The sequence below is a fragment of the Flavobacterium psychroterrae genome, assembly GCF_018380615.1.
In the GTDB taxonomy this organism is placed as follows: domain Bacteria; phylum Bacteroidota; class Bacteroidia; order Flavobacteriales; family Flavobacteriaceae; genus Flavobacterium; species Flavobacterium psychroterrae.
In genome coordinates this window covers 22159-47196 of the sequence record NZ_JAGYVZ010000025.1, presented here as the reverse complement: position 1 = coordinate 47196, position 25038 = coordinate 22159, and the positions used below count along the sequence as shown (strand labels likewise).

Sequence of the window (25038 nt, the reverse complement as noted above, 5' to 3'; positions counted from 1 at the left end):
ATTATGAAGCAAAATACTTGCTATTTATCAATAGGTTTTAAATTTTCCAACATTGTTGGAATAAGTTCACTTACAGTAGGATGAATATGAACAGAATCGCGAAGCATAGTATAAGGTTTCTTAGCATACATTAAATTGGTTATTCCATTGATAATTTCATCTCCGCCAACCCCAATAATGCAAGCTCCCAAAAACAGATTTGTTTTGGCATCAATTACTGCCTCCATGAAACCCAGGGTTTCCCCTTTCTCTTTCGCACGGCTTATCTTTGACATGGGACGATAGGCCACCAGAACTTCGTATCCTTTATCAATAGCTTCTTTCTTGGTCATCCCTATTCTTCCTAATGGCGGGTCAATAAATAACCCGTAAGTAGAAATCCTGTCGCTAATCTTCCGTTTATTCTCTTTCAATAAAAAGCTTTCTACAATTTGAAAATCGTTGTAAGAGGTATGGGTAAAAGCCCCTTCTCCATTACAGTCCCCAATTGCGAAAACACCCTCTACATTTGTCTGGCAATAATCGTTGACTTTTATATAATTTTTGTTATTGACCTCAATACTGGTATTCCCCAATTGCAAGGTATCAGTATTTGGAGAGCGACCAATAGCCAGCAACAGATGAGATCCCTTAATTTCACTGCCATCCACTGTGAGAGATATTTCTCCTGCACTGCCTTTTACTTTAATATCTACTGCATTAAAAAGAAGATTTACACCATCTGAGCTCATTATTTCAGCTACTGCATCACTCACTGTTTGATCTTCTCTGTTAATCAATTTTCCATTACGCTCTACGATAGTGACTTTACTGCCAAACCTGCTGAACATTTGACCAAATTCTAAACCGATGTAACTTCCTCCGACAATTATCAAATGTTCGGGAAGATCGGTTAGTTCCAAAATATTTTCATTTGTATAGAAGGGAATATCCTGATATTCACTTGGAACTACTGCCCTTGCCCCTACATTGATAAATATATTTTTTGCCGTCAGGATTGTTTCTCCTACTTGTACCTGATAATTACTCAAAAAATGAGCTTCGCCTCTATACAAAGTAATTTGTTCATTATTACTGATGCCCTTTTCAATACCGGATCGCGATTCGTGAACAAGTTTGTCTTTCCTTGCTTTTATTTTTTCGAGATTGGCCTTCGCTCCGCAAGGAATCTCAATGCCCAGCTCATCGCCATGCAAAGCATCCCACATCCTTCGTGCACTGGCGACATATGCTTTAGTTGGAGTGCACCCATTATTAACACAGGTTCCCCCTAAAAAGCTCTTTTCAACAAGAGCAACTTTGCCTTGTTTTGCTAAGCTGAACACCAAAGGAATACCTGCTTGTCCGCTGCCTATGACTATGTAATCAAAGTTTTCCATAATAATCTAATTTTTAATAGTTAAAATTGGTATGAGTAATTGCTTTGACAGCCAATAACCTTAAGTCTCAAATAAACAGTACGGCAAGGCTGGGATGAAAAAATGCATTTAATTATAATAGAAGATCACCATTATACCTGTTTCCACTAAATTAAGAATTTTTACGTTTAAAAGCTTATTTTATTGGTACGATCAATACTGAATTCAAATTTGCAGAGATAAAAATGAAAAAAGTTAGACAGATTTTCCAAAGCTGTTAACCTTTTTTCTAAATTAACTCAACAGCAATAAAAGTGCTGCTTAAACTAAATTTTCTCCGGACTTTTAAATTTATCGTTTATTTTTTTTATTTTTAATTAAACGACACGATCTTTATATTGCATTTCCAACAGGGCGGATTATGCTATCTAAAAAGCATTTTTTAGTAAGGAGGCTTAAATAGTATTCAAATATGCAATTCTTCTTAAATTTAGAAATCTAATACTGTGGAGATTGATTTTATATAATGCAGTGAGTAGTAAGATTACTTTTAAACTAGCAGGGAAATGAGAACAGATTTAGAAATGGAAAAGCAGCTTGCCGCTAAAGAAGCTGTTAAGTTTATAACAGATAATCAAATAATCGGACTGGGGACAGGTTCCACCGCTTATTATGCAATAATTGAAATTGGTAAACTGATCAATACTGGCCTAAAAATCAAGGCCGTACCAACATCCAGCAAAACCAGGCATCTCGCAGCATCGTTAAATATTCCTTTGCTTGACATTGAGTCAGTCAGTTCAATTGATATAACGATAGATGGTACGGATGAGTTCACCGAAGATTTGACATTAATTAAAGGTGGCGGCGGTGCTTTATTTCAGGAAAAAATGGTTGCCTCAATAACTACACTTTTGATAATTATTGCTGATTCTTCAAAAAAGGTAGATACCCTTGGAAAATTTAAGCTCCCCATTGAGGTTAGCTGTTCTGCATGTGAAAACGTTATGAAAGAAATTCAATCTTTAAATGGATCCTCAGAGATACGAAAAAGTTCAAACATTCCATTTCTGACCGATCAGGCAAATTATATAATTGATGCTGATTTTGATTAATAGACAATCCTGTTATGCTCTCTGATAAACTAAATCAGATTGATGGGATTGTGGGACATGGTTTATTTATTAATCTGGCTAAAAAGGTAATTATGGGCACCAATGATTCAACTATTACATTTAAGAGCAGCTAAAGTTTGAAATCAGCAAATTATCAAGCTCTTCTTTGTTCGATAATAATTATTCTTTATCTATGTGGCTTGACAGTAGAGGGACAAAAATAGCAGTATCAAAGAGAATTGCTGCTAAGGATTTTCATCAATGTATTTTTTGAGTCCAGAAATTGTGGTAATATTGAGTTCCTGGGCTTGTTTTTTTCGCATCATCAGCGCATAAGTATTGTTAAAGCCAATGGGTTTCAGCCACTGCAGTGCATATTGTTTTTGAAACTCTGCCTGGACATAGTTATAAGTTTTGATCTCATCTTTAGATAATTTTTCAACTAATTGGGCTGAAGGCTTAAGCAGTACTAAAAGTCCCGTCCCGGTATACTCGGGATAAAAATCAATTGCGTCGCTCATCAGGCATCAAAGCAGATCTTTGTCCCGCCTAGCCCCGTTTTGGTAACGACCTTATAATCTGTAAAACCCTCGATTAGCATTCGATATAGCTGCGCCAATATATACTGCTCGCCAAAAATCTTGGATCCAATACGCACAGTTCCCCGAATACCACTTCTTGGTTTTTTATAAAGTCCCTGGGAAAGCAAAAAATCTTCTGCTACCTTTTCAGGTGTTTGATGAAGCATCTCTGTTTTATAATTCAGTTTGGTCATAATACTGTCATTAATCTTACCGGCAAGCAGATTTAGGGTCTGTTCAAGTCCCGGAAATTTTTCCAGAGTTTTACTTTTGATTATTGGAGCTGCATAATAAGGCGGAAATATTTTTTTATCGTCTTTTAATACAACCAGGCTGAATGCATTAATTCTCCCGTCAGTCGAATAACCGCTAATAACATCAAGCTTGCCTTTAAAAGCTGCATCATACATTATAGCATCAGAGACCACCAGTGGATTCATTTTTAGGTTATAGACAGATCTCAGCCCAAGATCACCATCCTGACGCCCCATAAATTCAGGGGTAAATCCTGCAGTAAGCTTGTTTTGCGTTTTGGGCTCAAAGAGAAAATACAGACCAAAAACGATAACTATGCCTGAAATTACATCCCTTTGCGCAGTGACTCAATTGCCGACTTTTGGAAATAACCGATAGCCATGCCCACAGCTATAGCTAGTAATGCGGCAGGTATTGCACCGGCCAGAATCATGTTGCTGTTGTTTAGGGAGATGCCTCCGAAAATAAATTCACCAAGACCTCCGGCGGCAACAAAGGAAGCAAGTGTTGCAACACCAACATTGATAACCGCTGCAGTACGAATGCCTGCTACAATAAATGGCAAAGCTAGGGGGAGTTCGACTTTAAAAAGCAATTGGTTATTATTCATTCCCATAGCTTTGCCGGCTTCTGTAACGACAGGATTTACCTCTGTTATTCCGGTGTAGGTATTACGCAGTATAGGCAGCAGTGCATAAATAAGCAGCGCCACAATTGCCGGAGTAGCACCAATACCAAAAACTGGTATCATAAAGCCCAATAGCGCAATGCTGGGAACAGTCTGCAAGACACCGGCAGTACCCAGCAAGGGTCTTGCCAGCCCCCTTTTTCTTGCAATAAGCACTCCTAAAGGAACTCCTATGGCAATGGCCAACAAAAGTGACATAAAGGTAAGCCAAAGGTGCTGCCCAACCTGAATTAGGAGCTTTTGATGATGTTCCAGTATAAATTGCCAAAGGTTTTGTTGTTATGTCATGCCTTTTTTAATTTTCTGTAATGATTAAAAGCCTGCGAAAGCAGCTCATAATCTTTGTTAAATTTATTGTCCGAACCAAAAATCTCAAGAGCCTGCAATACTGTTACAGACTTGCTTAATTGGTCTTGCGCCGCCACTGAGAGGGGCTCTTTTATAAAAACAATTACATCTGTAACATCCGCAATTTTATATTCTAATAGTAAACGATTGTGGGCAAAAAAATCTTTCACAAAATTATTGGCAGGGTTATACAGCATCTCCCTTGGAGTGCCTATCTGAACAATGTGTCCTTTATCCATAAGACAAATTCTATGTCCTAGTTCAAAGGCTTCCATAATATCATGTGTCACTAAAATTATAGTTTTGTTTTGAAGCTCATCAAGATTTTTAAACTCACTGTGAATTGCTGATTTTGTAATGGCATCCAACGCACCAAATGGTTCGTCCATCAAAAGTATGGGCGCATTGGCAATTATAGCCCTGGCTATTCCTACTCGCTGCTGCTGCCCTCCGCTGAGTTCATGGGGATAATGATTCAACAATGATGGATCAAGGCGCAGTTTTTGCATCAGCTCCTGTGTCCTGTCATGAATCCTTTTTGTGTTCCATCCCAAAAGATCTGGAACAATAGCTATATTTTTTTTAATGGTGTAATGTGGAAATAAGCCTGCGTGCTGCATTACAAAGCCGATAGATTTACGAAGGTCTTCCGGTCTACCACTTCTAATATTTTTGCCATCAATAGTAATAGTGCCACCGTCTGTTTCAATAAGTCTGTTTATCATTTTAAGGGTTGTGGTTTTGCCACAACCGCTTATTCCAAGCAGAACCAGGATTTCTTTATCATATGCATCGATGGATATAGAATCGACAGCTTTAATTTCGCCAAAATTCTTAGAAACCCCCTTTAAACTTATCATATAAAAATTATATTAATTATCTGGCAAGACGTATGCCCATAAACTGCCATTTGTGATGAGGATGAAAAAAATTTCGGTACGTATTGCGGCTATGCCCCTTGGGAGTGGCAACCGAAGCGCCACGAAGTACCGTTTGGTTGATCATAAACTTTCCGTTATACTCTCCGATAGCGCCATCTGCTTTCTTAAACCCGGGATATGGAAGATAGGCACTATTTGTCCATTCCCATCGTTCTCCCCAGTTAATTTCTGATGAGGCCACTTCCCATTCTGCTTCAGTGGGAAGACGCATACCTTTCCATGCAGCGTACGCTGCTGCCTCATAAAAATTAACATGGCATACAGACTTAGCAGGATCAATTTCATGCAGTCCGCTTAAAGTGTAATTCATCCACTTTTGATCGATATAATGCCAGTATAGCGGAGCTCTCGCGCCACTTTGTCTTACCCATTCCCATCCCTCTGAATGCCAGTATTTGAAATTGGTATATCCTCCATCAAGCATAAATAAAAGATAATCCTGATTTGTAACAGTCTCAACAGCAATTTGGTAATCTTCCAGATATATTTTGTGTCTGTTTAGTTCATTATCAAAACAGAATCCCTCACCCTTAAACCCTATCTCATAAATCCCACCCTGCACCTTAATAAATTCAGTATTTGTTTTATTCCTTTCTATGAATACAGTATCGGGCTGGTAGACCGGAAAAAGCGGATTATGTCCCAGTATGTACTTTATATCGCTGTAGAGCAATTCCTGATGTTGCTGCTCATGGTTTAGTCCAAGCTCCAGTACAGTGATAACATCAAGCGGCAGAAGAGCACTCTTAAGAAAAGAGTCCATATGTCGATCTACATAGGCTCTGTATTGATAGATATCCGTGACGGAAGGCCTGCTTAAATTACCCCGGTCGGTTCGGACTACCCGAGCACCTAAACTTTCATAATAGCTGTTAAACACATAGTCATATTGCTCATTAAACGCAACATATCCGCTACTGTATGGCTTGAGGATGAATGTTTCAAAGAACCATGTAGTATGACCTAAATGCCATTTGGGAGGGCTGATGTCTACCACGGGCTGAACAACATAATCCTCAACTTCCAACGGTTTACATATTGTCTGAGAGTGTTGTCTGACTTCTTTATATTTACTTTTTAATCCCTCTGGGTTCAATTTTGCTGTGTATTGTTGCATAAAATATATTTTTAATGATCAGACCGCCAGCCATACCGCATCTGTGAACCATGATTTAGAATCCATTATATAGTTTAGTGAAGTAAAACCTGAATTCCTGGCTAGCAGCTCACATTCGCCCAATGAATATTTTTGCGAAAGTTCCATAAAAATAGGCTCATCTTTTGTAAAATGAACAGGCTCCCCGCTAACCGTTACAATTGATTTTTCAGAACTGATCAGATAACTTCTGCATGCTCCCTCTATAGGATCATAGGTCTGGTAATGCGTGAAATTTTCAATTATAAAATCCGCATTGAGCTCGCGATTTATGCGCGAAAGCAAATTGAGATTAAATGCTGCAGTGATTCCTGCTTTGTCATTGTAGGCATCCAGTATAACTTGTGGATCTTTTTTAAGATCAAACCCCATCAGGACAATATCTCCAGGCTGGAGGTAATTCCTAAGGGTATGGCAAAAAGCATATGCTTCCTCTTTTTCCATATTCCCGATATTACTTCCTAAAAACAAAATGACTTTCCTTTTGGGAGAGGAACAAACAGCTAAGGAAAGCATATCAAAATATTCACCCTCATAACCAATTACATCCAGCTGCGGAAAATTATTCCCTAGCTTATTATCCAAATAGGAAAGGATGTTTTTTGATATATCAATAGGCATATAAGTGAAATCAGCTTTTAGAGTTAAAAGATATTCTAAAAGATGGGAAGATTTAGTAGCATCTCCCGCCCCGAGTTCTATAAGATCAAACGATGCTCCATCTTCCATTATTAGATCAGCAATATCATGGGTTTTATTTTTAAATATATCCATCTCACAATCTGTGATATAATATTCGGGCATGAACATTATTTTCTGAAACAGGGCATCACCCGCCTGATCGTAAAAATATTTCGACTGTAGTTTTTTTGGTGTTCCGCGCAGCCCTTGAATGACATCTTTGCTGAACTGCTCCAGGGCTGGATTTCCCTTGACATTATTTCCATTTAAAACTTTATGAGTTTGTAACACCATAATGCAGATTGTTTATGATTACACAAAAATTATTTTCCTGAATTGTTTTTTTCTTACAAAAATTCGATGCAAAGATATCGCCAAGATTAAAGATACGTTTTATCGGTCATTTATCATTTTTTTTTAAATGAAATTTAATACCCTTCTTGAGAGTCGATTACGAAGTAATTCCTTTGCTTTTGCATTTACAAAACTGAAAAATAGTATATAATTAACATTTTAGCAGCACTGGTCAGATTTAATACTTTAGCAGTAAAGCATTCTTGGACAGATCATTGCAATGGCTATATTTTTCATAACTTCCGAATAAAAATCTGGAATTGCGCCTTCTCTAACCTCCAACTAAACCATTAAAAATCATAGGTCTGATTACAGAAAGTTCAATTGCAATCAGCGAAAGATTAACTACTAAAACTATAGAAATAATCGTATGAATCTGTGGCTGTTAACATCTATCCTTACGTTAATTTAAAGTTGCCATTTTGACTACATTAAATTCATACTTCCTGCAACGGAATGAGAAATTTGAGATTTTGTTAAACATTAAGCTTCTACTATACTTTTAATTAATAAAACTTTTTTTGGTATAAAGGGAAAAATCGTTAACTATTAGGGAAAAGATGCCAACATTCTACGAGCAGCAATTATGCAACTTTACCATTACATAAATTAGATTATAAAATTTGTAGCATAAGATGCATATATACTTTTAAGCAGAGTCCTGTTTGCAGATGCCCCTTAGAGACAACTAATTTGGACTTCTGAGTCAACTTGAAACACAATTTTCAATCTAATTTTGCATTGTTAAATAAATAAAAATACAACATGAAATTAATAGATAAAATCTACGTAGACGGTGCATTTTTAGAACCGCACGGTACAGAAACTTTAGATCTTTTCAATCCTGCAACTGGTGAAAAAATCGGACTAGTGCACTTAGGTGACCAGGTAGACACTGAACAGGCAATAGAAGCTGCAAAAAATGCTTTTGTAACCTTTTCAAAATCTACACTACAGGAACGCGGCGAAATTCTGCAGCGTCTTCATGATGCGATTCTTGCTAATGAAGATGAGCTCAATAAAGCCGCAGTGGAAGAATATGGATCTCCAATCTCAGCAACTAAGGGAAGAACTAGATATGCGGCACAGATATTTCTCGATACCAAAGCTGCCATGGAAGGATTCGAATTTGAAAAACAGCTGGAATATGCAACTATTGTAAATGAGCCTTTGGGAGTTATAGCAGCAATAACACCCTGGAACGCGGATTATACGCACATTTGCGGAAAACTTGCTCCAGCCATTGCAGCAGGTTGTACGATTGTTATTAAACCAAGTGAAATAAGTGCAATCCAGACACAGATTCTAACTGAGTGTTTTGATCAAGCAGGGGTTCCTAATGGTGTAATTAATATTGTCAATGGAACCGGGCCTGTAGTTGGGGCTGTAATGACGGCGCACCCTGATATTGCAGTTGTAACCTTTACAGGCTCTACTCAGATAGGGAGAGTTATAGGAAGCAAAGCTGCAGAAACTATGAAAAGGGTCACTCTGGAACTGGGAGGAAAATCCCCTAATATCATACTGGAAGATGCAGATCTGCAAAAAGCCATACCGTTGGCCTTAGCAATAGGTTTCAGCAACAGCGGACAAGCCTGCCATGCGGGAACAAGAATCATAGTTCCGGAAAGTAAATTGGAAGAAATAAAAAGCCTTATAATAGAAAATGTGAAAAATATTAAGATCGGTGATTTATGGAATGCCGAGTCTTATATTGGTCCAATGGTAAGCCAAAAACAATATGATACTGTTCAGCGCTACATTCAGTCTGGCTGGGATCAAGGGGCTGAAATACTTGTAGGAGGACTGGGTCATCCCGAAGGACTTGGAGGGTTCTATGCAAAGCCAACGGTTTTTGTGAATGTAAATCAGAGTATGATCATTGCTAAAGAAGAAATTTTCGGTCCTGTACTTTGTGTTATAACATACAAAACAGAAGATGAAGCCATAGAAATTGCAAACGATACAATTTATGGACTCTCAGCCTATATCAGCTCGGGAGATGTAGAAAAGGCGAAAAAGATGGCACGCAAAGTAATCTCAGGTCGGGTACTAATTAATACCGCTTTAAATAGGGAGTCAAAATCTCCATTTGGAGGATTTAAACAATCTGGCATAGGCAGAACTTCATGGTCATACGGCATTGAAGAATACGTAGAACCTAAAGTCATTGCGTTATAATAAACCAAAAGTTTTCTTTTTCCAAACCAGGCATTTGCCAAACTGTGCAACGTCTGATAAACGGTAGCTGAGATAATAAAAGAAAATTAAGTAGTAAGCAGAATTGATACTCATTATAAGTTTCAATTCTGCTGAAATTAGCATTACAAAATAATATTTAAAAAATGATAAGCACCAACATACTGTATTCCTGCTATGTAACCCGAAATTTATCCAATGAGCAGTTTATTCCTGAACATATTTTTCTCTACCAGTTTTCAGGATCTCTGACCATTAATGATGCGAATAAGGAATATTCGGTACAAACAGGCGAGTTCTGTCTGGCAAGAAGAAACCGGCTGGCTAAATACATCAAGATTCCGCCGCCAAATGGAGAATATAAGACTATATCAGTGCGTCTTGACCAGTCTTTTTTAAAGGATTTTAGCAAAGAGTATGGATACACTGCAGATGCACCAGCTACAGACGATGCCGTTATAAAGATAAACGCGCAGCCAATTTTGCTAAATTATATTCAATCACTCTCTCCCTACTTCGATCTTACTGATGGGAAAAATGATCATATGCTGCTTATAAAAACAAAGGAAGCTGTTTTATTGCTGCTTAAAACAAATCCCGAATTGAAAAATATATTATTTGATTTCAGCGAACCTGGAAAAATAGACCTAGAAGCTTTTATGAACCGCAATTTTCAATTTAATGTCTCAATGGAACGCTTTGGCTATATGAGCGGCAGAAGTTTAACTACTTTCAAACGAGATTTTAAAAAGATTTTTAAAATTTCTCCAGGGAGATGGCTCTTGCAAAAGAGGCTTCAACAGGCTTACTTCCTGATAACTAAAAAAGGCCAAAAGCCATCAGAAGTTTACCTCGAAGTCGGATTTGAGGATATTTCTCATTTTTCACGTTCCTTCAGCAAGGAATTTGGGGTTGCCCCTTCAAAAATACTTTCAAATCCATAAAATAAAGGTAATAAAGTAAGCATCATATATGATAATAATTTTAGAGTATTCATACAGATTATGGCTACTAACACTCAGTTTCCAACTGCTTATATTCTCAGTAAATTGTCAGTAAAAATCATGATCATATGTCAGCAAAAAAATAATAGCGTATAAAACAGGCGGAAATACCTGTAGTAAAATCTTACCTAATAATTAATTTCACAACAACACTTAAATAAAATTAAAACTACAATAAAGTAAACTTATCAAAATAGTTTTCATTAGAATATCCGCTTTAATTCTTGAATAGGATTTTGCGTCAAATTTTAACCTGATATAATTTTATTAATTTATGAATATTGGTATAATAGGAACTGGAAATAATGTTTTAAATTTTGCAATCGATGCAGCAAATTCAGGCTGCAAAGTATATATGAATAATCCCTATGGAAATCATCAGCTCAAAGAGGTTGTTTCCACAAAAAAGAATATAAAATTGGTAGGACCACTCGAAGCGGTCGTTCCTGAAATCATAATATTTTCTGTCCCATATGATAACTTAGAGAACATCATTAAAAGTCTACCAGATATGACCGGAAAGATTATCTTGAAGCCCAATAATCCTATTTTTTACGCATCATCTCCTTACGCACAGATATTCGAAAATTCAGCAGCAGCAAAAAAGACTGCATTACTTCTTCCAAAAGCACACCTTGTAAATCTCTACTGTGAAATGCCGACGATCACGGACGTTCCAATAACTAATCACGAATTAAAATCAAGGATTTTCTTTTCAGGTGATAATTACCATGCAAAAAATAAAACAAAGTCTCTCTTGAAAAAACTAAATCTTTCTGGTATCGATCTGAATGAAAAAGCTAATTTAGTGCATCTATAAAGTTACAATTGATCGTAATAGTTAATCTGTCTCGAAGCAGGATTTGAAGATATCCCCAATTTTTCCAGATCCTTCAGTAAAGAATTTGGTATTACTCATTTAAATGTTGCTTCAACTCACTAGATTAAATTTCATTAAACAAAATCAAATTCATTTTATCATACTAAGAAGCTCAAGCAAATCCTTATATTGCTAACCTTAAAAAAAAAAGCCACTTTTTATATACTGTTTATTGACTGCTCTCCATAAGCATACAATCTATTGGCTTTAGGTTCTTCCCTTTCCACAATATAAGATTTTACAAATTCTCTGGCATTCTCAACGGTAATTTGCTTAAACCAGATTCCGCAGGGTTGGCTTATAAGTATAGGCCCATCATTGCATCTGCCGTTACAAAGTGTTTTGGTTGTAAATACGGATTCCGAAAAACCAAATTCCTCAAGCGCAGAGCGAATAAGAGCAGTACTTTGTTCGGCACCTTTTTGTTTACAGCTTCCCCCATTACATATAAAAAGGTGAACATTAATTTTAGTCAAATCTTTAATTGCCATTTCGCTGCTGATTTAATTGTACTTGTTTTGAAAAATAGATGTAAAAATAGAATGCCGCTATTAGAGTAAAAAAAACAATACCAATCAGGGTCAGCATATTTTCCCCTAGAGCAAGTCCAGGGATAAGTAATGAAAGAATCTTATACGAACCCACAATTAATGATAGAATTACAATTATCCATCCAATCTTTCTGCGGTAATCAAATACAGAACTTTCATTAACGGAACGTTTCATAAGAAGAAACATTATTCTGCTATCCATAGTATCGGTAAGAATCATTCCCGCTGAAAATGATATGCCCAATGCAAATGCACTTAAAACATTTAGCTCGCTGGAGGCTGTATAAGCCCAGGCTGCAGCCTGTGTATTGGTATCAAAAACCATGGCAAATAAAATACCGATCAGGATAATGGCAAACGGGCTGCTGCTATTTTTAAGACGTTTTGGTATAAACATAAATTTTACGCCCCTAGGTCTGTAATCATTTGCTTTGAGCAAGATTCTCAAGTTCATTAGCCCTACTATAACCAATACAAGTCCAGGTAACCAGTCCAAAATTTTCCAGATATCATTTGAAAAATTCCATGCATGACTATATAAACTTATCATAACTGCTATTGTGGTCACTACCGAACCATGTCCTATGGCAAAAAGAGTTCCGGTCCATTGCGCTAATTTTTTATGAGAATCAGAAAGCCTTACGCTCATCGCATCGATTATTGCTATATGATCCGGATCAAAACCATGCCGCAACCCTAGTAGAAACATTAGCATAATTCCTGAAAATTCCATAGTTTAAAGTATTACATTATACCTGGCTGCAACTTCTTTAGTTTTTTGTGCAATAGCATCCGGCGTTAATAATCCCTTTTGAAGCAAAAGATTTGAAGCAGAAACGATCCATTTTTCATAATAAGATAATTTACCTGCCATCTCTGTTCCAATATTCTCTGTCCCTCTTCTTTTTTCTTCAGTATTAACAATTTTATGATAATCCAAAACATCCAATAAAGCATGACAACGCTTCTCCCATGGATATAAATCTCTCTCAAAAATGTTTACTTTATCCCCGCTGCATCCGGTACCACCGATGTCATTGGGCAAATGCTTAACTAGGTTTTCACTTGACATAACTTAGGTTTTAGTTTTGATTAATTTTAGGTATTGACACTCCTATCATTGTATCTCTTGTTACTAGAGCTTCAAGCTCTTCTTCTGAAAAACTTTCAGTACCTGAAGGCCTGAGGGGAAGTACCATATAACGCTGGCTTGCTGTTGAATCCTGAACCAGAACTTCTACATCATCAGGGATCAAGGTGCCAAATTCAGCTAAAACGGCCCGCGGCTCACGTACTGTGCGGGAACGATATTCTTTACTTTTATACCAGTCGGGCGGAAGTCCTAAAATCGGTCTTGGATAACAAGAACAAAGTGTGCATACGATAACATAATGTAATTTTTCAGTATCTTCTAATACCGTAAACTCCGTATTATCATAAATAGTTATCCCCATTTCCTCTGCCGCTGCATTACCATTGCTTAACAGTCTGGATCTAAATTCAGGCTCAAGCCAGGCTTTTACAACGAGCTTGGATCCCAGAGCTGGTGAACGGGAATCCAAAAGCTCTATCTGTTTTCTTACCTCGTCGGCTCCAATCAAGCCCTTTTCGATCAGTAATTCACGAACACTAATTTCAAGGATCTCATAGTAGCCAGGCTTTTCTTGTATTATGATTGGCGTATGATCATGTGCATGATCGTGGTGGTGATTTTTACTCATGTTCATTTTCTTTAATTGATTTTAACCAAGGCTCAAAGACTTCTATTTCCAAACTATCGCAATCTTCTCCGGTATAATCCGGCCACAGCAATTTTTGTAATATCCTTACCTGGTAATACCAGGTTTCATCACCAGCATTTTTCCCAAAAGCTTCGAGCTCTGGGTTAATATGCCTTCCTAAATTCTTGACAATAGTAACGGTTTTCCCTCGTAAATACATGGGCACCCTATAATGGCCAATCGGAAACTTCTCGTCAACTCTTACCACATCCCCTTCTTTAAACAGGGCTGGATTGTGTTCTACTGTTACCATAATTAAATGCTTATTATTACTTAATATGTTTTTCTATCCGGAGATGATACTGTAAAGTCATCTGGCTTTTACTATTATAAATTTTGCCTCTATCTCAACAATTGTTTTTGTGCAACACATTTGGTCTGCTTTCAACGATCTAATATGTCAATTAAAAAGCACTTTAAAGCTTAATACAGGCATCCTTGGGTAATTTAATAAGACCAAAAGCTGCCTACAATATTTGTTTTATGAGTCCAGAAAGGTCGACCGCGCCTAAAACTTCCCTGGCAAAAGCATATCTGTTTGATATAAAATCAAGAGTATTGTATGCAATGGCTGTTCTACCTATATCCTCCTTCCAAGCAACTACTTTTAGGGGAAGATCCAGTGCTACCAAAGGATTTAAAGATATTAATGCGCCGCCTACTTTAGGATTTCCAAACAAAATAAATTCCAACTCTGGTAACTCTAATCCTGCCATTGCTGCTTCTGCCTGCTGGTCAATTCGCGCATAAATTGTGACTCCTTTTACCAAAAGCAATGACTCTAGTCTGTCTATTATTTCTTTTACCCCTAGGGAAGAATATTGGATCTCAATATTGTTATTGACTATCATAATTCAGTTCATTGGTTATTACTGGCATAATTATCTCCCATTAAATAATTAATTTATGCTACAGTACAAAGTTGCTTTATAAGATGAGGCTGTAGTTAGTCTTATTTTCTTTATTTGTTAACTATTTTTCCCAAATGCTTTTAAAATTAAACGCCCCATTCCCTATCACATCAATGAATTTGCTATTATTGTTTAATTGGCTAGCAGAATTTATTTGCAAATACAATTTCTGTTGCAATCTCTGTTAAAGATTTAAAACCGTTTAACGAATTCTTAAAATTATTAAACAGAAAATATAATTATTATTACTTTAGTATGAAAAATCGAATGGTTATGAAAAAAGAAAAAACTATTTTCTCTAATATTGAACTTGATCGCATTATTGAAATGGCATGGGAAGACCGAACAACCTTTGACGCCATAAAGTTTCAGTTTAATTTATCTGAAGCTGATGTCAAGGTTTTAATGAAAAAGGAACTAAAATTCAGCAGTTATAAATTATGGCGAAAACGAGTTGAGAATTGCAAAACAAAACATTCGGCAACACGTGTGCAGGGTATTGAACGCTTTAAATGCAATTTACAACGTTCCATCACTAATAATAAAATATCTAAAAGATAATTCACGAATTGGAATTGTGAAAGTCTTTCGGATATTAGTATAACTAAATCCACAAAATAATAAATTAGCTTCGCGTAATAAATAAATTGCCATGTACCACGATTTAAACCTTTTAAAAAATATAGTGGACAATACTCCGTTACCTATCGCAGTATATACCGGTCCAGACTTGAAAATTGAATTTGCAAACCCCGCCATGATCCTGACTTGGGGAAAAGGAGAAGGTGTAATAGGGAAAAATTATTTTGATATTCTTCCGGAAATTCAAAACCAGCAGATTTTTGATCAGGCACTTGCGGTACTTCAAACCGGAATTACTTTTCACGCCAAGGACCAAAAAATTGAATTGTTGATCAATGGTGAGATCAAATCCCATTATTTTAATTATAGTTTTATACCTCTTGCAGATACAAAAGGAAATATTTACGGGGTAATGAATACAGGAGCCGATGTAACAGATCTGCATCGGGCCAAACAAGAGATGCAAAATTCAGATGACAGGCTTAGACTGGCAATCGAATCCTCCGGTATGGGTACATACGAAATAGATCTTGCAACAAAAAAAATAAAAACCTGCGGAAATTTTAATTCTATCTGGTCCATTGAAGGGGAAGTATCCAATGAACAGCTTATTGCAAAACTTCATCCCGAAGATCATGCTTTGCGGGAAAAAGCACATGAAGAAGCACAGCTTACAGGAAAAATCTCTTATGAGGCAAGAATTGTAAATGATGACAGTTCCATTCGTTGGGTAAAAATTGACGGTAAAATCATCAAAGACGAAAATGGAAACCCAATCACTATTATTGGAATTATACAGGATATCCACGAGCAGAAAGAATTTGAGGAGGAATTAAAAAAACAGGTTGCTGAAAGCACAGTGGAATTGCAAAGGTCCAATGATGACCTTCTGCATTTTGCCAATGTGGTCAGTCATGATCTGAAAGAACCAGTGCGAAAAATAAAAACCTTCAACAGTTTTTTAAGAAATGACTCTGAAATCATTTTTAATGAAAATTCAAAAAAATACCTAAGTAAAGTAGATCAGTCCGCCCAAAGAATGCAGACAATCATAGAAGGTATACTTGCCTATTCAACTTTGGATAAAAAAACACAGCCTGTTGAAAAAATAAATCTTGACGAGATTATAGAAAATATAAAAACAGATCTGGAACTCATAATAAATGAAAAAGGCGCTATATTGGTTATAAGTGAACTTCCTGAGATAGAAGGAGCTACCATACTTATCCATCAGCTTTTTTATAACCTGATTCATAATGCACTTAAATTTTCGAAAGCAGATCAGCCACCACGCGTAATAATTACTGCTGAAGTTATAAATCATGAGAACGGGATTGAATTACTTGAAATAAAAATCAAGGACAACGGCATTGGAATTGATCCTATTTATGCCGAGAAGATATTTAATGCATTTGAAAGACTGCATTCCAAGGACGAGTTTGAAGGAAATGGCCTTGGTCTTGCACTTTGCAGAAAAATAGCAAAGAGACATAACGGTACTATAACTGCTATTGGGGAGAAAGATAATGGTGCTGAATTTATAGTAATCCTTCCTCTCAAACAGGCAGCTACTTATCTTTAGTATTTTTGCCGGCTGTTATTCCTCTATTTTTTTCGATTTTGATTATAATTCAATACGTCTGATTCGATTTCCTGTATTGTTTTCTTTTTCCCTTTAGAGATCCATTCTAAAAGTTCTTCTTCAAAAAAGTACAGCTTTTTACCATATTTATAGCACGGAATTTTTCGTTGCCTTACAAGAGCGTAAATTGTAGGCTTTGCTTTTCCTATCAGCCGGCTTGCTTCTTCAATACCAATAGGAATACTTTTTTCTTTAGATTCATATACCTGTACATTCTGAATCATAAGTTTAATCTCAGCAATTTCTTTCACTAAGTGTGCTACTGCTTTGGGCAGGTTCTCAAAAGAGATTTCGTTTGTGTCCATTTCTATTGTTTTTAATAGTTATGGTGCAAATGAAAAAAGTGTTTCTGCTGTGTCTTTCTTCACAACAAAAACACTTGAAAAACACAGTGCTTTATAACTTTTGGTATTTACAAATCTGTAAAATCTTCTATTATCTTTATAAGTCCTTTCTGTTCGTCATCTTTCAGATGCGTTTTAATACTCTTCACTTCAACATCTTTTAAAGCGTCAGCAAAAGTCAGTTTTAAAAATTGTGCGGCTCTGTCCTGTCTGCTGACTTTAAAACAATTCCAGATATTCCAGCCAAAATGATACAGATCGAGATTAGACAGATCCTTTACTTTTACCGGTTTAATCTTCTCTAAATTCATTTCTTCAGCATATATGATTATATTATTGCCTAATTGTTTCAGATCATCATCCGACGCATAAAGCGCGAACTCCTGATGCGCATAACTAATGGCAGCATCAATTCTGGCCTCTTTTTGATTTTTGACTGCATTTTGCCGCTCCTCCCTTATCTGTTCAATATCTCTGGCTAAATTTTTATTCTCAGGCAATTCGGGCTTAATTAAAACATCCTGCCGCTCCTCTTCCATCTTTTCAAGGTCTTCACTTGGAATATAGTTTTCAGCCGATTCATTTTTTTTAACCTTCAAAAAACGATTCAGTACGCGGGCGGCCAATTCGTTTAGAAATAAACTTAGAATTGCAAACATTAAAACTCCAAATCCAGTGCTGATCCAAAAGAAAACGCCGGCAGTATAATCATCAGCACCTTTTTCCAGCAGCACTAGTCTTCCGATTATGCCGACAAAGACACAGACTAAAAATACAGACAGGTAAACTGTAATATATTCGAAGTACTTTATTTTCATTTCTCTTTTTTCTTTAAAGATACCAATTGTATAGCTTCTGATGCTTTGTTCTTCTTTTCATCTATTACTTTTGCATAGATCTGAGTAGTTTTTATGTTGGTATGCCCCAGCATTTTACTGACCGTATAAATATCTGTCCCGCTTGATAGCTGCAGCGTTGCAAACGTATGGCGGAAGCAGTGGAAAGTAATATTTTTTTTAATGCCTGCCGATTCAACCCATTTTTTCAGCGGGCGTGAAATCCATGACGGGTCCGGCAGATCCTCAAAAACAAGCTGCGCGGGAAGCCTCGGCTCTCCGCAGAGCTGTAAAGCCTGCTGAGAAATAGGCATATATTCAACTCCCTTTGTCTTTTTCTGCGTAAAATGTAGTTTCGCTATATCATTTTCCAGACTAATCTCTTTCCATCGGAGCTTCTGAATGTCGGAATGCCTCAGACCTGTAAGCGCGGAGAAAAGCGCAGCCCGTTTAAGGACGTCTTTTTCACAAGGCGTTGCTGCCAAGACATTCAATTCTCCAATTGTGAGATATTCGCGTCTTGACTCCTGCTCCGGGATGCCTTTTATTTTTGAAGATAAATCAACTATTAAATATCCATCGATGAAGGCCTGCTTCAAAGCTGCTTTAAATATGGCAAAATAGGTTCCTGCAGTGTTGCGGGAAATGGTTCCTTTTTTACTTCCTCCGCACGGAGCTGATAGTAAAAACATTTTAAAATCTTCAGCCATTCTGCTGTCAATCTGGGAAAAAATTAGGCTGCCTGTCGAATAGCTTTTTAAAAATTCTCTAGTCCGCTCCCAATGGATCTGAATGGATTTTGAACTGCGAGCGTGTCTTTTAGACGCCACTGCATCAATGTATTTAATAAAATCCTCTTTTCCTTTCTCTTTCTGTTCAGCCAATAGGTTCTCAACATCACTGTACAGATCTGTATTATCGTATTCTTTCTGCCTGATTTTGCGCACTCCGTCAGCATACAGCATTATTTCCCGGTCGCTTTCGCTTCTGCACATTATAATTCCGTTATCGCTGCGTCTGGGTTTATAGGATTTTATTCCCTCTGCATCTGTGCGGGAAGATCTTTTTTTGTCCCACTCCACTGTTGTTACGATTCTGTTCAAATATTCACGGATTCTCTGTGGAGTTTTCTTTCCAGAAACCTCAACAGGATAACTTTCTATGTAAACATACCATTCTTTTCGGTCTTGTGCCTTTCGTAGACGAACAGTAACCTTGGTTTTTGCTAATTGTTTCATATGAAATCATTTCCGTTATACAAGTTATCAATTTCACTTTTTGGAGCATATACATGCTTTCCAATCTGTCTGGTCGGAATTGAATATTTCCTGATATGGCTGTAGACAGAACCTTCAGATATTTGAAATCTATCAGCTATTTCACCGATTGAATAGCAGTCCTCTTTTTCAAGGCTGTATAGTTTTTTCTTCGGTGCGCAGCCTGCGGCAGGCTGCGAGCAGGGCCGAACATCCCTACCATAACTCTGCGGTCTATTCTTATAAGGCGGGTTCCCAGATTAACTGAAGGAATTTTTCCCTGACCGACAAGCCGGTAAAGGGACTTAATGTGAATGCCAAAAAGCATGCCAGCTTCAGGAACAGAAATAAATACCCTGCTATCGGGTATTTTATCCGTAATAGCTTTGAGCTCCCCTTCACTTTTAAGCCGTATCATCTTCTGTTTGTATGCTTTTTTACTGCATACATGCGAGCAGTAAACAGAAGTCACGGTTTTAGGCAGAAATTCCTTCCCGCAGTTAAGACATTGTTTATTAGCTCTTTTCATCATCTTTGTCTCCTAATTAAGGTACCACAAGGGTATACAAGTCCCACTTTGTCTCCTTTTAAGTGACAGGTACAAATATGGTACAAATATATGATAAAAAACGAATAAAAAACAGCACCATTAAAAATGACGCCAAAAGAAAAAGCGCTGTAAACATAATGTTTACAGCGCTTTAGCACTTATTCTTAACTGATGTTAATCAGTACTTATTTGACTTCTTCGAATTCAACGTCTTCAACATTGTCTCCAGATTGCTCTTGTTGTGGAGCAGCTTGTTGACCTTGTTGATCACCACCTTGAGCATACATAGCTTCTGTAGCTGTTTTCCAAGCTGCATTGATGTTGTCAAGAGCAGTTTGAATAGCTGGAATGTCTTGAGATTGGTAAGCCATTCTCAATTCAGTTAAAGCGTACTCAACAGCAACTTTATGGTCGTCAGCTAATTTGCTTCCTAACTCTTTCAACTGAGATTCAGTTTGAAAGATCATACCGTCTGCTTCGTTTAATTTCTCAGCTCTTTCTCTTGCGATTTTGTCAGATTCAGCATTAGCTTCAGCATCTTGTTTCATTTTTTCGATTTCTTCAGATGTTAATCCAGAAGAAGCTTCGATACGAATATCGTGAGATTTTCCAGTTCCTTTATCAGTTGCAGTTACTTTGATGATACCATTAGCATCAATATCAAAAGCAACTTCAATTTGAGGAACTCCTCTTGGTGCTGGTGGAATACCATCTAAGTGGAAACGTCCGATAGTTTTGTTATCAACAGCCATTGCTCTTGCTCCTTGTAATACGTGAAGCTCAACAGATGGTTGAGAATCAGAAGCAGTAGAGAATACTTGAGATTTTTTAGTTGGAATAGTTGTATTAGACTCAATTAATATAGTCATAACACCACCCATAGTTTCGATACCTAAAGATAAAGGAGTAACGTCAAGTAACAATACATCTTTTACATCTCCAGATAAAACTCCACCTTGAATAGCTGCTCCAATAGCAACAACCTCATCAGGATTAACTCCTTTAGACGCTTTTTTACCAAAGAATTTTTCAACTTCGTCAGCAATTCTTGGCATACGAGTAGAACCTCCAACAAGAATAACTTCGTCAATATCAGATGTAGTTAAACCTGCATCTTTTAATGCTTTAGCAACTGGCTCCATAGAACGTTTAACTAATGAATCAGTTAATTGCTCAAATTTAGCTCTTGTTAATTTTTTCACTAAGTGTTTTGGTCCTGAAGCAGTAGCTGTAACGTATGGCAAGTTGATTTCAGTTTCTGAAGAAGAAGACAATTCAATTTTTGCTTTCTCTGCAGCTTCTTTCAAACGTTGCAATGACATTGGGTCAAGACGTAAATCAATACCTTCTTCAGCTAAAAATTCATTAGCTAACCAGTCAATAATTTCGTGGTCAAAATCATCTCCACCTAAGTGAGTATCACCGTTTGTAGATAATACTTCAAATACACCGTCTCCTAATTCAAGAACAGAGATATCAAAAGTACCTCCACCTAAATCGTAAACAGCAATTTTTTGATCAGTTCCTTTTTTATCTAATCCGTAAGCAAGTGCCGCAGCAGTAGGCTCATTGATGATACGCATAACTTTAAGACCAGCAATTTCTCCAGCTTCTTTCGTAGCTTGACGTTGAGCATCGTTAAAGTAAGCAGGAACAGTAATAACCGCTTCAGTTACAGTTTGACCTAAATAGTCTTCAGCAGTTTTTTTCATTTTTTGAAGAGTCATTGCTGACAATTCCTGAGCAGTATATAAACGACCGTCAATATCCACACGCGGAGTATTGTTGTCACCTTTTACAACTGAATAAGAAACTCTTTTTGCTTCGTTTGTAGTCTCAGCAAAAGTGTGTCCCATAAAACGTTTAATAGAAGCAATCGTTTTTGTAGGATTCGTTACCGCTTGTCTTTTTGCAGGATCACCTACTTTAATTTCTCCACCTTCAACAAAAGCGATGATAGATGGCGTTGTTCTTTTTCCTTCTGCGTTAGGAATAACAACTGCTTCGTTACCTTCCATTACAGAAACACAAGAGTTCGTCGTACCTAAGTCAATTCCGATTATTTTACCCATTTTTTATATATTTAATTTTGATATACATTTATAACTTACGTGGCATAAGTCAATCTTTGTGCCAATATAAAAAACCAAAGTAAATTGTCAGTTTTACTGTCCGCACATTTAAAACTATCTGACAACATGACATTTTCAAAACCTGACATTCGTGGCATATCAGCACTTTACGTGTCATTATCAGGAGCTGTTTCCTGCTATTCGCTATATCTTTTCCCGGCTAAAGAAGCCAGAAAAAGGATGCCGCTCCTATCAGGGCTAGTCTTTTAGGTTTCATTATAAGTTTATCTTAATTTGATAGCATAATGTCTTTCAAAATTTTCAATTAAATACTTACATTAGCCACTTCCTAAAAATTCAATATCAGCCAAAATGGAAAATTACAGCATCATTATTTTTATACTTGCCATCGTAATTGGTCTTTCAGCTTTTGCTGACAAAATAAAACTTCCCCAGCCTATTTTACTTGTGATAGTAGGAATTGCAATTGGTTTTATTCCAACAATGGGCGAAATAGAAATAAATCCTGAAATTATATTTCTGATATTTCTTCCGCCATTATTATACGACGCATCTTTCAATATATCTCCTAAAGATTTCAAAACCAATATTAATACAATTAGCACACTTGCAATAACATTGGTCTTCCTGACTACATTCTGGATTGGCGTAGTTGCTCATTATATGATCCCTAATATTACCTGGCCTTTAGCATTTTTATTAGGCGCAATACTTTCTGCAACTGATGCTGTTGCAGCCATAAGTATCACAAAAGGACTTGGAATTCCACATAAAACCATTACCATACTCGAAGGCGAAAGTTTAATTAACGATGCTTCGGCATTAGTTGCGTATCGTTTTGCAGTTGCTGCCGTAATGGGTTCTGCTTTTGTAATCTGGAAAGCAACTTTACAATTTCTACTATTATTAGGCGGCGGTTTTTTGGTCGGTTTTGTTATGGCAAAAATCCTGAGCTTTATATTAACCAGAGTACATAAAAATGTAAACGTTACTATTAGTTTTATGTTATTAATGCCATTTGTAACGTATTTAATTGCAGAACAACTGCATGTTTCCGGCGTAATTGCCGTAGTTATTCTAGGACTTGCGATTGCTCGTTTCAGCAAAAAAATATTTCCCGAAAGTCTAAAAAACCAATCCAGAAGTTTATGGGACATTTTGATTTTTCTGTTAAATGGTTTAATCTTCATTTTAATCGGACTCAACTTTAGATATATCTTAAAAAATATCGATACCCATATGATTTTACCCTATATAGGATATGCTATTATCATAACCATTGTCGCTTTGCTTATTAGAATGGTGAGAATCTTTATCCAGAAAATAAATCTTCAAAAAGCATTTATAAAAGGAAAGCGAAAAGTCAGTGAACATGCTTTATTAGATTTCAATAACAGTGTAATTCTTAGCTGGTCCGGAATGCGCGGAATAGTTTCTCTGGCAATTGCTATTGGTATACCAAAGGAATTAGAAAACGGAACTCCCTTTCCGGAACGAAACGTAATTATATTTATCTCTGTAGCCGTCGTTTTATTAACCTTAATTGGTCAGGGACTTACTTTGCCCTGGATTGTAAAAAAACTAAATGTTAGAGAAGAAAAAGAATCTTCATCTTCAAAAAATTTACTTCCCTAAAAAAGCATTTATTTTAATTATTGAATAAATAAAATCATTCCGTTTTTTGTAATGTTTTTTCTATATTTTTACCCGTAATAATAACCAATCAAAAAAATACCACAATCAATGAATGACAATTTAAAATACATTACTAAACTATTCAGCACCGCAACATTTAGTTTTATTAAAATTAATATTATCGGACAAATATTAATTGCTTTAATATCCGTCCTAAGTCTATCAGCCATTATTTATCAATCATCTTCTGGTCCCGGATTGGGTCATGTAAACGGAATCGCGGTAGTATTAGTGTTATTTGCTCTTAGACCTATCGGATTTAGTTTAGTTGTTCTTGGTATTTTCGCACTTCCTTTTCTATTGTTTTCACTTGGAAATAAATACATAATATCAAAAACCATAAATAAATTAATCTCAGACAAAGGCGAAGTTTTACTTTATCCAATCATTGACAAAGTTCTCAGCAAAATAAAAACAAACCAACCTGATTTATTAAAAAAAGGAACTGATAGCACAAAACTGAAACTAAAAGTATTACAGGAAATCAAAGATTCTAAAGAGAACAAATGGTTAAAGAAAATCATTATCTATGGTTTTAAAAAAGTAAGTCTGGACGATGTTGATTTTTCAGATGAAAAAGTAAGCTTTTCAGATATTATTAAAGAAAAAATCATAACAGGTTTAAAAAATGTTTCACAACCAAGCAGAAACTTTTTCTGGATTATTCTGGGGATACAAATCACTATTTTAATTTTGATTTTTACTCAGATTATATAATTTAGAATTTTAAACAATCAAAATATCCAACAAATAATATGAATCAGGAATTAGAAAGTCATTTTGATGAATTTGATAAAGAACTCATAATCAGAAGACAACTTTTGCCATGGTGGATTAAAACTTTTTGTTGGATATTTATGATTTTGACCGTTTGTGCTATTTGTGCCGTTATCGCAAACATTTTTGTACCAAATATAAACGTATCGCTTTATGGTTTTTCAAGCGATACTGCTTTCTCAGGAACTGGAATATTTATAATTGCGGTTATGCTTTTAAAAGGATTTGCCGCATATTCCCTTTGGTTTGAAAAGCCCAACGCAATTTCAATTGGCAAAATGGATGCTGTTTGTGGAGTCGTAATTTGTATTATTTCAATGTTTGTGCTCCCTTTTACTACTGAAAATGGTCATTTTTCATTACGCATAGAAATTTTACTTCTTATTCCTTATTATATGAGATTAAACAAAATTGAATATGAATGGGATAATTTAGAAAGTCTGTAAACTAATATTCTAAC

General features: G+C 36.3%; 29 protein-coding genes. 10 read left to right on the top strand and 19 right to left on the bottom strand.

Features of this window, described 5'->3' with window-relative positions:
* Window positions 1-20: 20 nt before the first annotated feature.
* Entirely contained in the window at window positions 21-1379 is a 1359-nt protein-coding gene (locus tag KHA90_RS20790) for a mercuric reductase (protein WP_213305926.1), read from the bottom strand.
* Between the two features lie 545 nt (window positions 1380-1924).
* Between KHA90_RS20790 and rpiA the strand changes: the two genes are divergently transcribed.
* Window positions 1925-2473 carry a ribose-5-phosphate isomerase RpiA gene (gene rpiA, locus KHA90_RS20785; RefSeq protein WP_213305923.1) on the top strand — a complete coding sequence of 183 codons (549 nt, stop codon included), beginning with the start codon at window positions 1925-1927 and terminating at the stop codon, window positions 2471-2473.
* Window positions 2473-2607, top strand: a complete 135-nt coding sequence (locus tag KHA90_RS25865; RefSeq protein ID WP_379785379.1) for a ribose-5-phosphate isomerase A — start codon at window positions 2473-2475, stop codon at window positions 2605-2607. Before rpiA ends, KHA90_RS25865 begins: the two co-directional genes overlap by 1 nt.
* 111 nt (window positions 2608-2718) lie before the next feature.
* Here KHA90_RS25865 and KHA90_RS25635 read toward each other — a convergent pair whose 3' ends face one another.
* From KHA90_RS25635 to KHA90_RS20750, 6 genes are all read right to left on the bottom strand, one after another.
* Entirely contained in the window at window positions 2719-2994 is a 276-nt protein-coding gene (locus KHA90_RS25635; protein WP_213305917.1) for a glycine betaine ABC transporter substrate-binding protein, read from the bottom strand.
* Window positions 2994-3545: a glycine betaine ABC transporter substrate-binding protein gene (locus KHA90_RS20770; protein ID WP_213305914.1), complete on the bottom strand. Its 552-nt coding sequence runs from the start codon at window positions 3543-3545 to the stop codon at window positions 2994-2996. Before KHA90_RS20770 ends, KHA90_RS25635 begins: the two co-directional genes overlap by 1 nt.
* 89 nt (window positions 3546-3634) lie before the next feature.
* On the bottom strand, window positions 3635-4195 hold the full coding sequence (locus KHA90_RS20765) for an ABC transporter permease (RefSeq protein WP_213305911.1): 561 nt from the start codon (window positions 4193-4195) through the stop codon (window positions 3635-3637).
* A gap of 86 nt (window positions 4196-4281) precedes the next feature.
* Window positions 4282-5205 (bottom strand): ABC transporter ATP-binding protein, encoded by a 924-nt coding sequence (locus tag KHA90_RS20760; RefSeq protein ID WP_213305907.1) that lies wholly within the window; start codon window positions 5203-5205, stop codon window positions 4282-4284.
* 16 nt (window positions 5206-5221) lie between these two features.
* On the bottom strand, window positions 5222-6403 hold the full coding sequence (gene egtB, locus KHA90_RS20755; RefSeq protein ID WP_213305904.1) for an ergothioneine biosynthesis protein EgtB: 1182 nt from the start codon (window positions 6401-6403) through the stop codon (window positions 5222-5224).
* A gap of 18 nt (window positions 6404-6421) precedes the next feature.
* Entirely contained in the window at window positions 6422-7417 is a 996-nt protein-coding gene (locus KHA90_RS20750) for an L-histidine N(alpha)-methyltransferase (RefSeq protein ID WP_213305901.1), read from the bottom strand.
* An 825-nt stretch (window positions 7418-8242) separates the two neighbouring features.
* Here KHA90_RS20750 and KHA90_RS20745 point away from each other — a divergent pair.
* From KHA90_RS20745 to KHA90_RS20735, 3 genes are all read left to right on the top strand, one after another.
* The gene (locus tag KHA90_RS20745; protein ID WP_213305898.1) at window positions 8243-9658 is read left to right on the top strand and encodes an aldehyde dehydrogenase family protein; all 1416 of its coding nucleotides are present in this window, start codon (window positions 8243-8245) and stop codon (window positions 9656-9658) included.
* Window positions 9659-9822: 164 nt separating this feature from the next.
* Complete coding sequence (locus KHA90_RS20740; protein ID WP_213305895.1) at window positions 9823-10620, top strand: helix-turn-helix domain-containing protein; 798 nt, start codon at window positions 9823-9825, stop codon at window positions 10618-10620.
* Window positions 10621-10954: 334 nt separating this feature from the next.
* Complete coding sequence (locus KHA90_RS20735; protein WP_213305892.1) at window positions 10955-11500, top strand: NAD(P)-binding domain-containing protein; 546 nt, start codon at window positions 10955-10957, stop codon at window positions 11498-11500.
* A 218-nt stretch (window positions 11501-11718) separates the two neighbouring features.
* Here KHA90_RS20735 and KHA90_RS20730 read toward each other — a convergent pair whose 3' ends face one another.
* From KHA90_RS20730 to KHA90_RS20705, 6 genes are all read right to left on the bottom strand, one after another.
* On the bottom strand, window positions 11719-12051 hold the full coding sequence (locus KHA90_RS20730) for a (2Fe-2S) ferredoxin domain-containing protein (protein WP_213305889.1): 333 nt from the start codon (window positions 12049-12051) through the stop codon (window positions 11719-11721).
* Window positions 12041-12844, bottom strand: coding sequence for a HoxN/HupN/NixA family nickel/cobalt transporter (locus KHA90_RS20725; protein WP_213305886.1), 804 nt, complete (start codon window positions 12842-12844; stop codon window positions 12041-12043). The genes KHA90_RS20730 and KHA90_RS20725 overlap by 11 nt, the downstream gene beginning before the upstream one ends.
* A gap of 3 nt (window positions 12845-12847) precedes the next feature.
* The gene (locus KHA90_RS20720; RefSeq protein ID WP_213305883.1) at window positions 12848-13183 is read right to left on the bottom strand and encodes an SH3-like domain-containing protein; all 336 of its coding nucleotides are present in this window, start codon (window positions 13181-13183) and stop codon (window positions 12848-12850) included.
* Between the two features lie 10 nt (window positions 13184-13193).
* On the bottom strand, window positions 13194-13832 hold the full coding sequence (locus KHA90_RS20715) for a nitrile hydratase subunit alpha (RefSeq protein ID WP_213305880.1): 639 nt from the start codon (window positions 13830-13832) through the stop codon (window positions 13194-13196).
* Entirely contained in the window at window positions 13825-14145 is a 321-nt protein-coding gene (locus KHA90_RS20710; RefSeq protein WP_213305877.1) for an SH3-like domain-containing protein, read from the bottom strand. The genes KHA90_RS20715 and KHA90_RS20710 overlap by 8 nt, the downstream gene beginning before the upstream one ends.
* 214 nt (window positions 14146-14359) lie before the next feature.
* A complete protein-coding gene (locus KHA90_RS20705; RefSeq protein WP_213305874.1) occupies window positions 14360-14662 on the bottom strand; it encodes a DUF302 domain-containing protein in 303 nt (100 codons plus the stop codon).
* 414 nt (window positions 14663-15076) lie between these two features.
* Here KHA90_RS20705 and KHA90_RS20700 point away from each other — a divergent pair, with 414 nt between their 5' ends.
* On the top strand, window positions 15077-15364 hold the full coding sequence (locus KHA90_RS20700; RefSeq protein ID WP_213305871.1) for a TIGR03643 family protein: 288 nt from the start codon (window positions 15077-15079) through the stop codon (window positions 15362-15364).
* A gap of 91 nt (window positions 15365-15455) precedes the next feature.
* On the top strand, window positions 15456-16967 hold the full coding sequence (locus KHA90_RS20695) for a PAS domain-containing sensor histidine kinase (RefSeq protein WP_213305868.1): 1512 nt from the start codon (window positions 15456-15458) through the stop codon (window positions 16965-16967).
* A gap of 23 nt (window positions 16968-16990) precedes the next feature.
* Here the strand turns inward: KHA90_RS20695 and KHA90_RS20690 are convergent, their stop codons facing one another.
* From KHA90_RS20690 to dnaK, 6 genes are all read right to left on the bottom strand, one after another.
* Window positions 16991-17332, bottom strand: coding sequence for a helix-turn-helix domain-containing protein (locus KHA90_RS20690; RefSeq protein WP_213305865.1), 342 nt, complete (start codon window positions 17330-17332; stop codon window positions 16991-16993).
* Between the two features lie 107 nt (window positions 17333-17439).
* On the bottom strand, window positions 17440-18189 hold the full coding sequence (locus tag KHA90_RS20685) for a hypothetical protein (protein ID WP_213305862.1): 750 nt from the start codon (window positions 18187-18189) through the stop codon (window positions 17440-17442).
* Window positions 18186-19445, bottom strand: coding sequence for a site-specific integrase (locus KHA90_RS20680; RefSeq protein WP_180908241.1), 1260 nt, complete (start codon window positions 19443-19445; stop codon window positions 18186-18188). The genes KHA90_RS20685 and KHA90_RS20680 overlap by 4 nt, the downstream gene beginning before the upstream one ends.
* Window positions 19442-19540 (bottom strand): hypothetical protein, encoded by a 99-nt coding sequence (locus tag KHA90_RS25505; RefSeq protein ID WP_317197408.1) that lies wholly within the window; start codon window positions 19538-19540, stop codon window positions 19442-19444. Before KHA90_RS25505 ends, KHA90_RS20680 begins: the two co-directional genes overlap by 4 nt.
* A 41-nt stretch (window positions 19541-19581) precedes the next feature.
* On the bottom strand, window positions 19582-19995 hold the full coding sequence (locus tag KHA90_RS20675; protein WP_244860486.1) for a helix-turn-helix domain-containing protein: 414 nt from the start codon (window positions 19993-19995) through the stop codon (window positions 19582-19584).
* A 203-nt stretch (window positions 19996-20198) separates the two neighbouring features.
* A complete protein-coding gene (gene dnaK / locus KHA90_RS20670) occupies window positions 20199-22085 on the bottom strand; it encodes a molecular chaperone DnaK (RefSeq protein ID WP_213305859.1) in 1887 nt (628 codons plus the stop codon).
* Between the two features lie 372 nt (window positions 22086-22457).
* Between dnaK and KHA90_RS20665 the strand changes: the two genes are divergently transcribed.
* From KHA90_RS20665 to KHA90_RS20655, 3 genes are all read left to right on the top strand, one after another.
* A complete protein-coding gene (locus KHA90_RS20665) occupies window positions 22458-23741 on the top strand; it encodes a Na+/H+ antiporter (RefSeq protein ID WP_213305845.1) in 1284 nt (427 codons plus the stop codon).
* Window positions 23742-23849: 108 nt separating this feature from the next.
* Window positions 23850-24518, top strand: coding sequence for a hypothetical protein (locus tag KHA90_RS20660; protein WP_213305842.1), 669 nt, complete (start codon window positions 23850-23852; stop codon window positions 24516-24518).
* A 38-nt stretch (window positions 24519-24556) separates the two neighbouring features.
* On the top strand, window positions 24557-25024 hold the full coding sequence (locus KHA90_RS20655) for a hypothetical protein (protein ID WP_213305839.1): 468 nt from the start codon (window positions 24557-24559) through the stop codon (window positions 25022-25024).
* Window positions 25025-25038 lie beyond the last annotated feature (14 nt).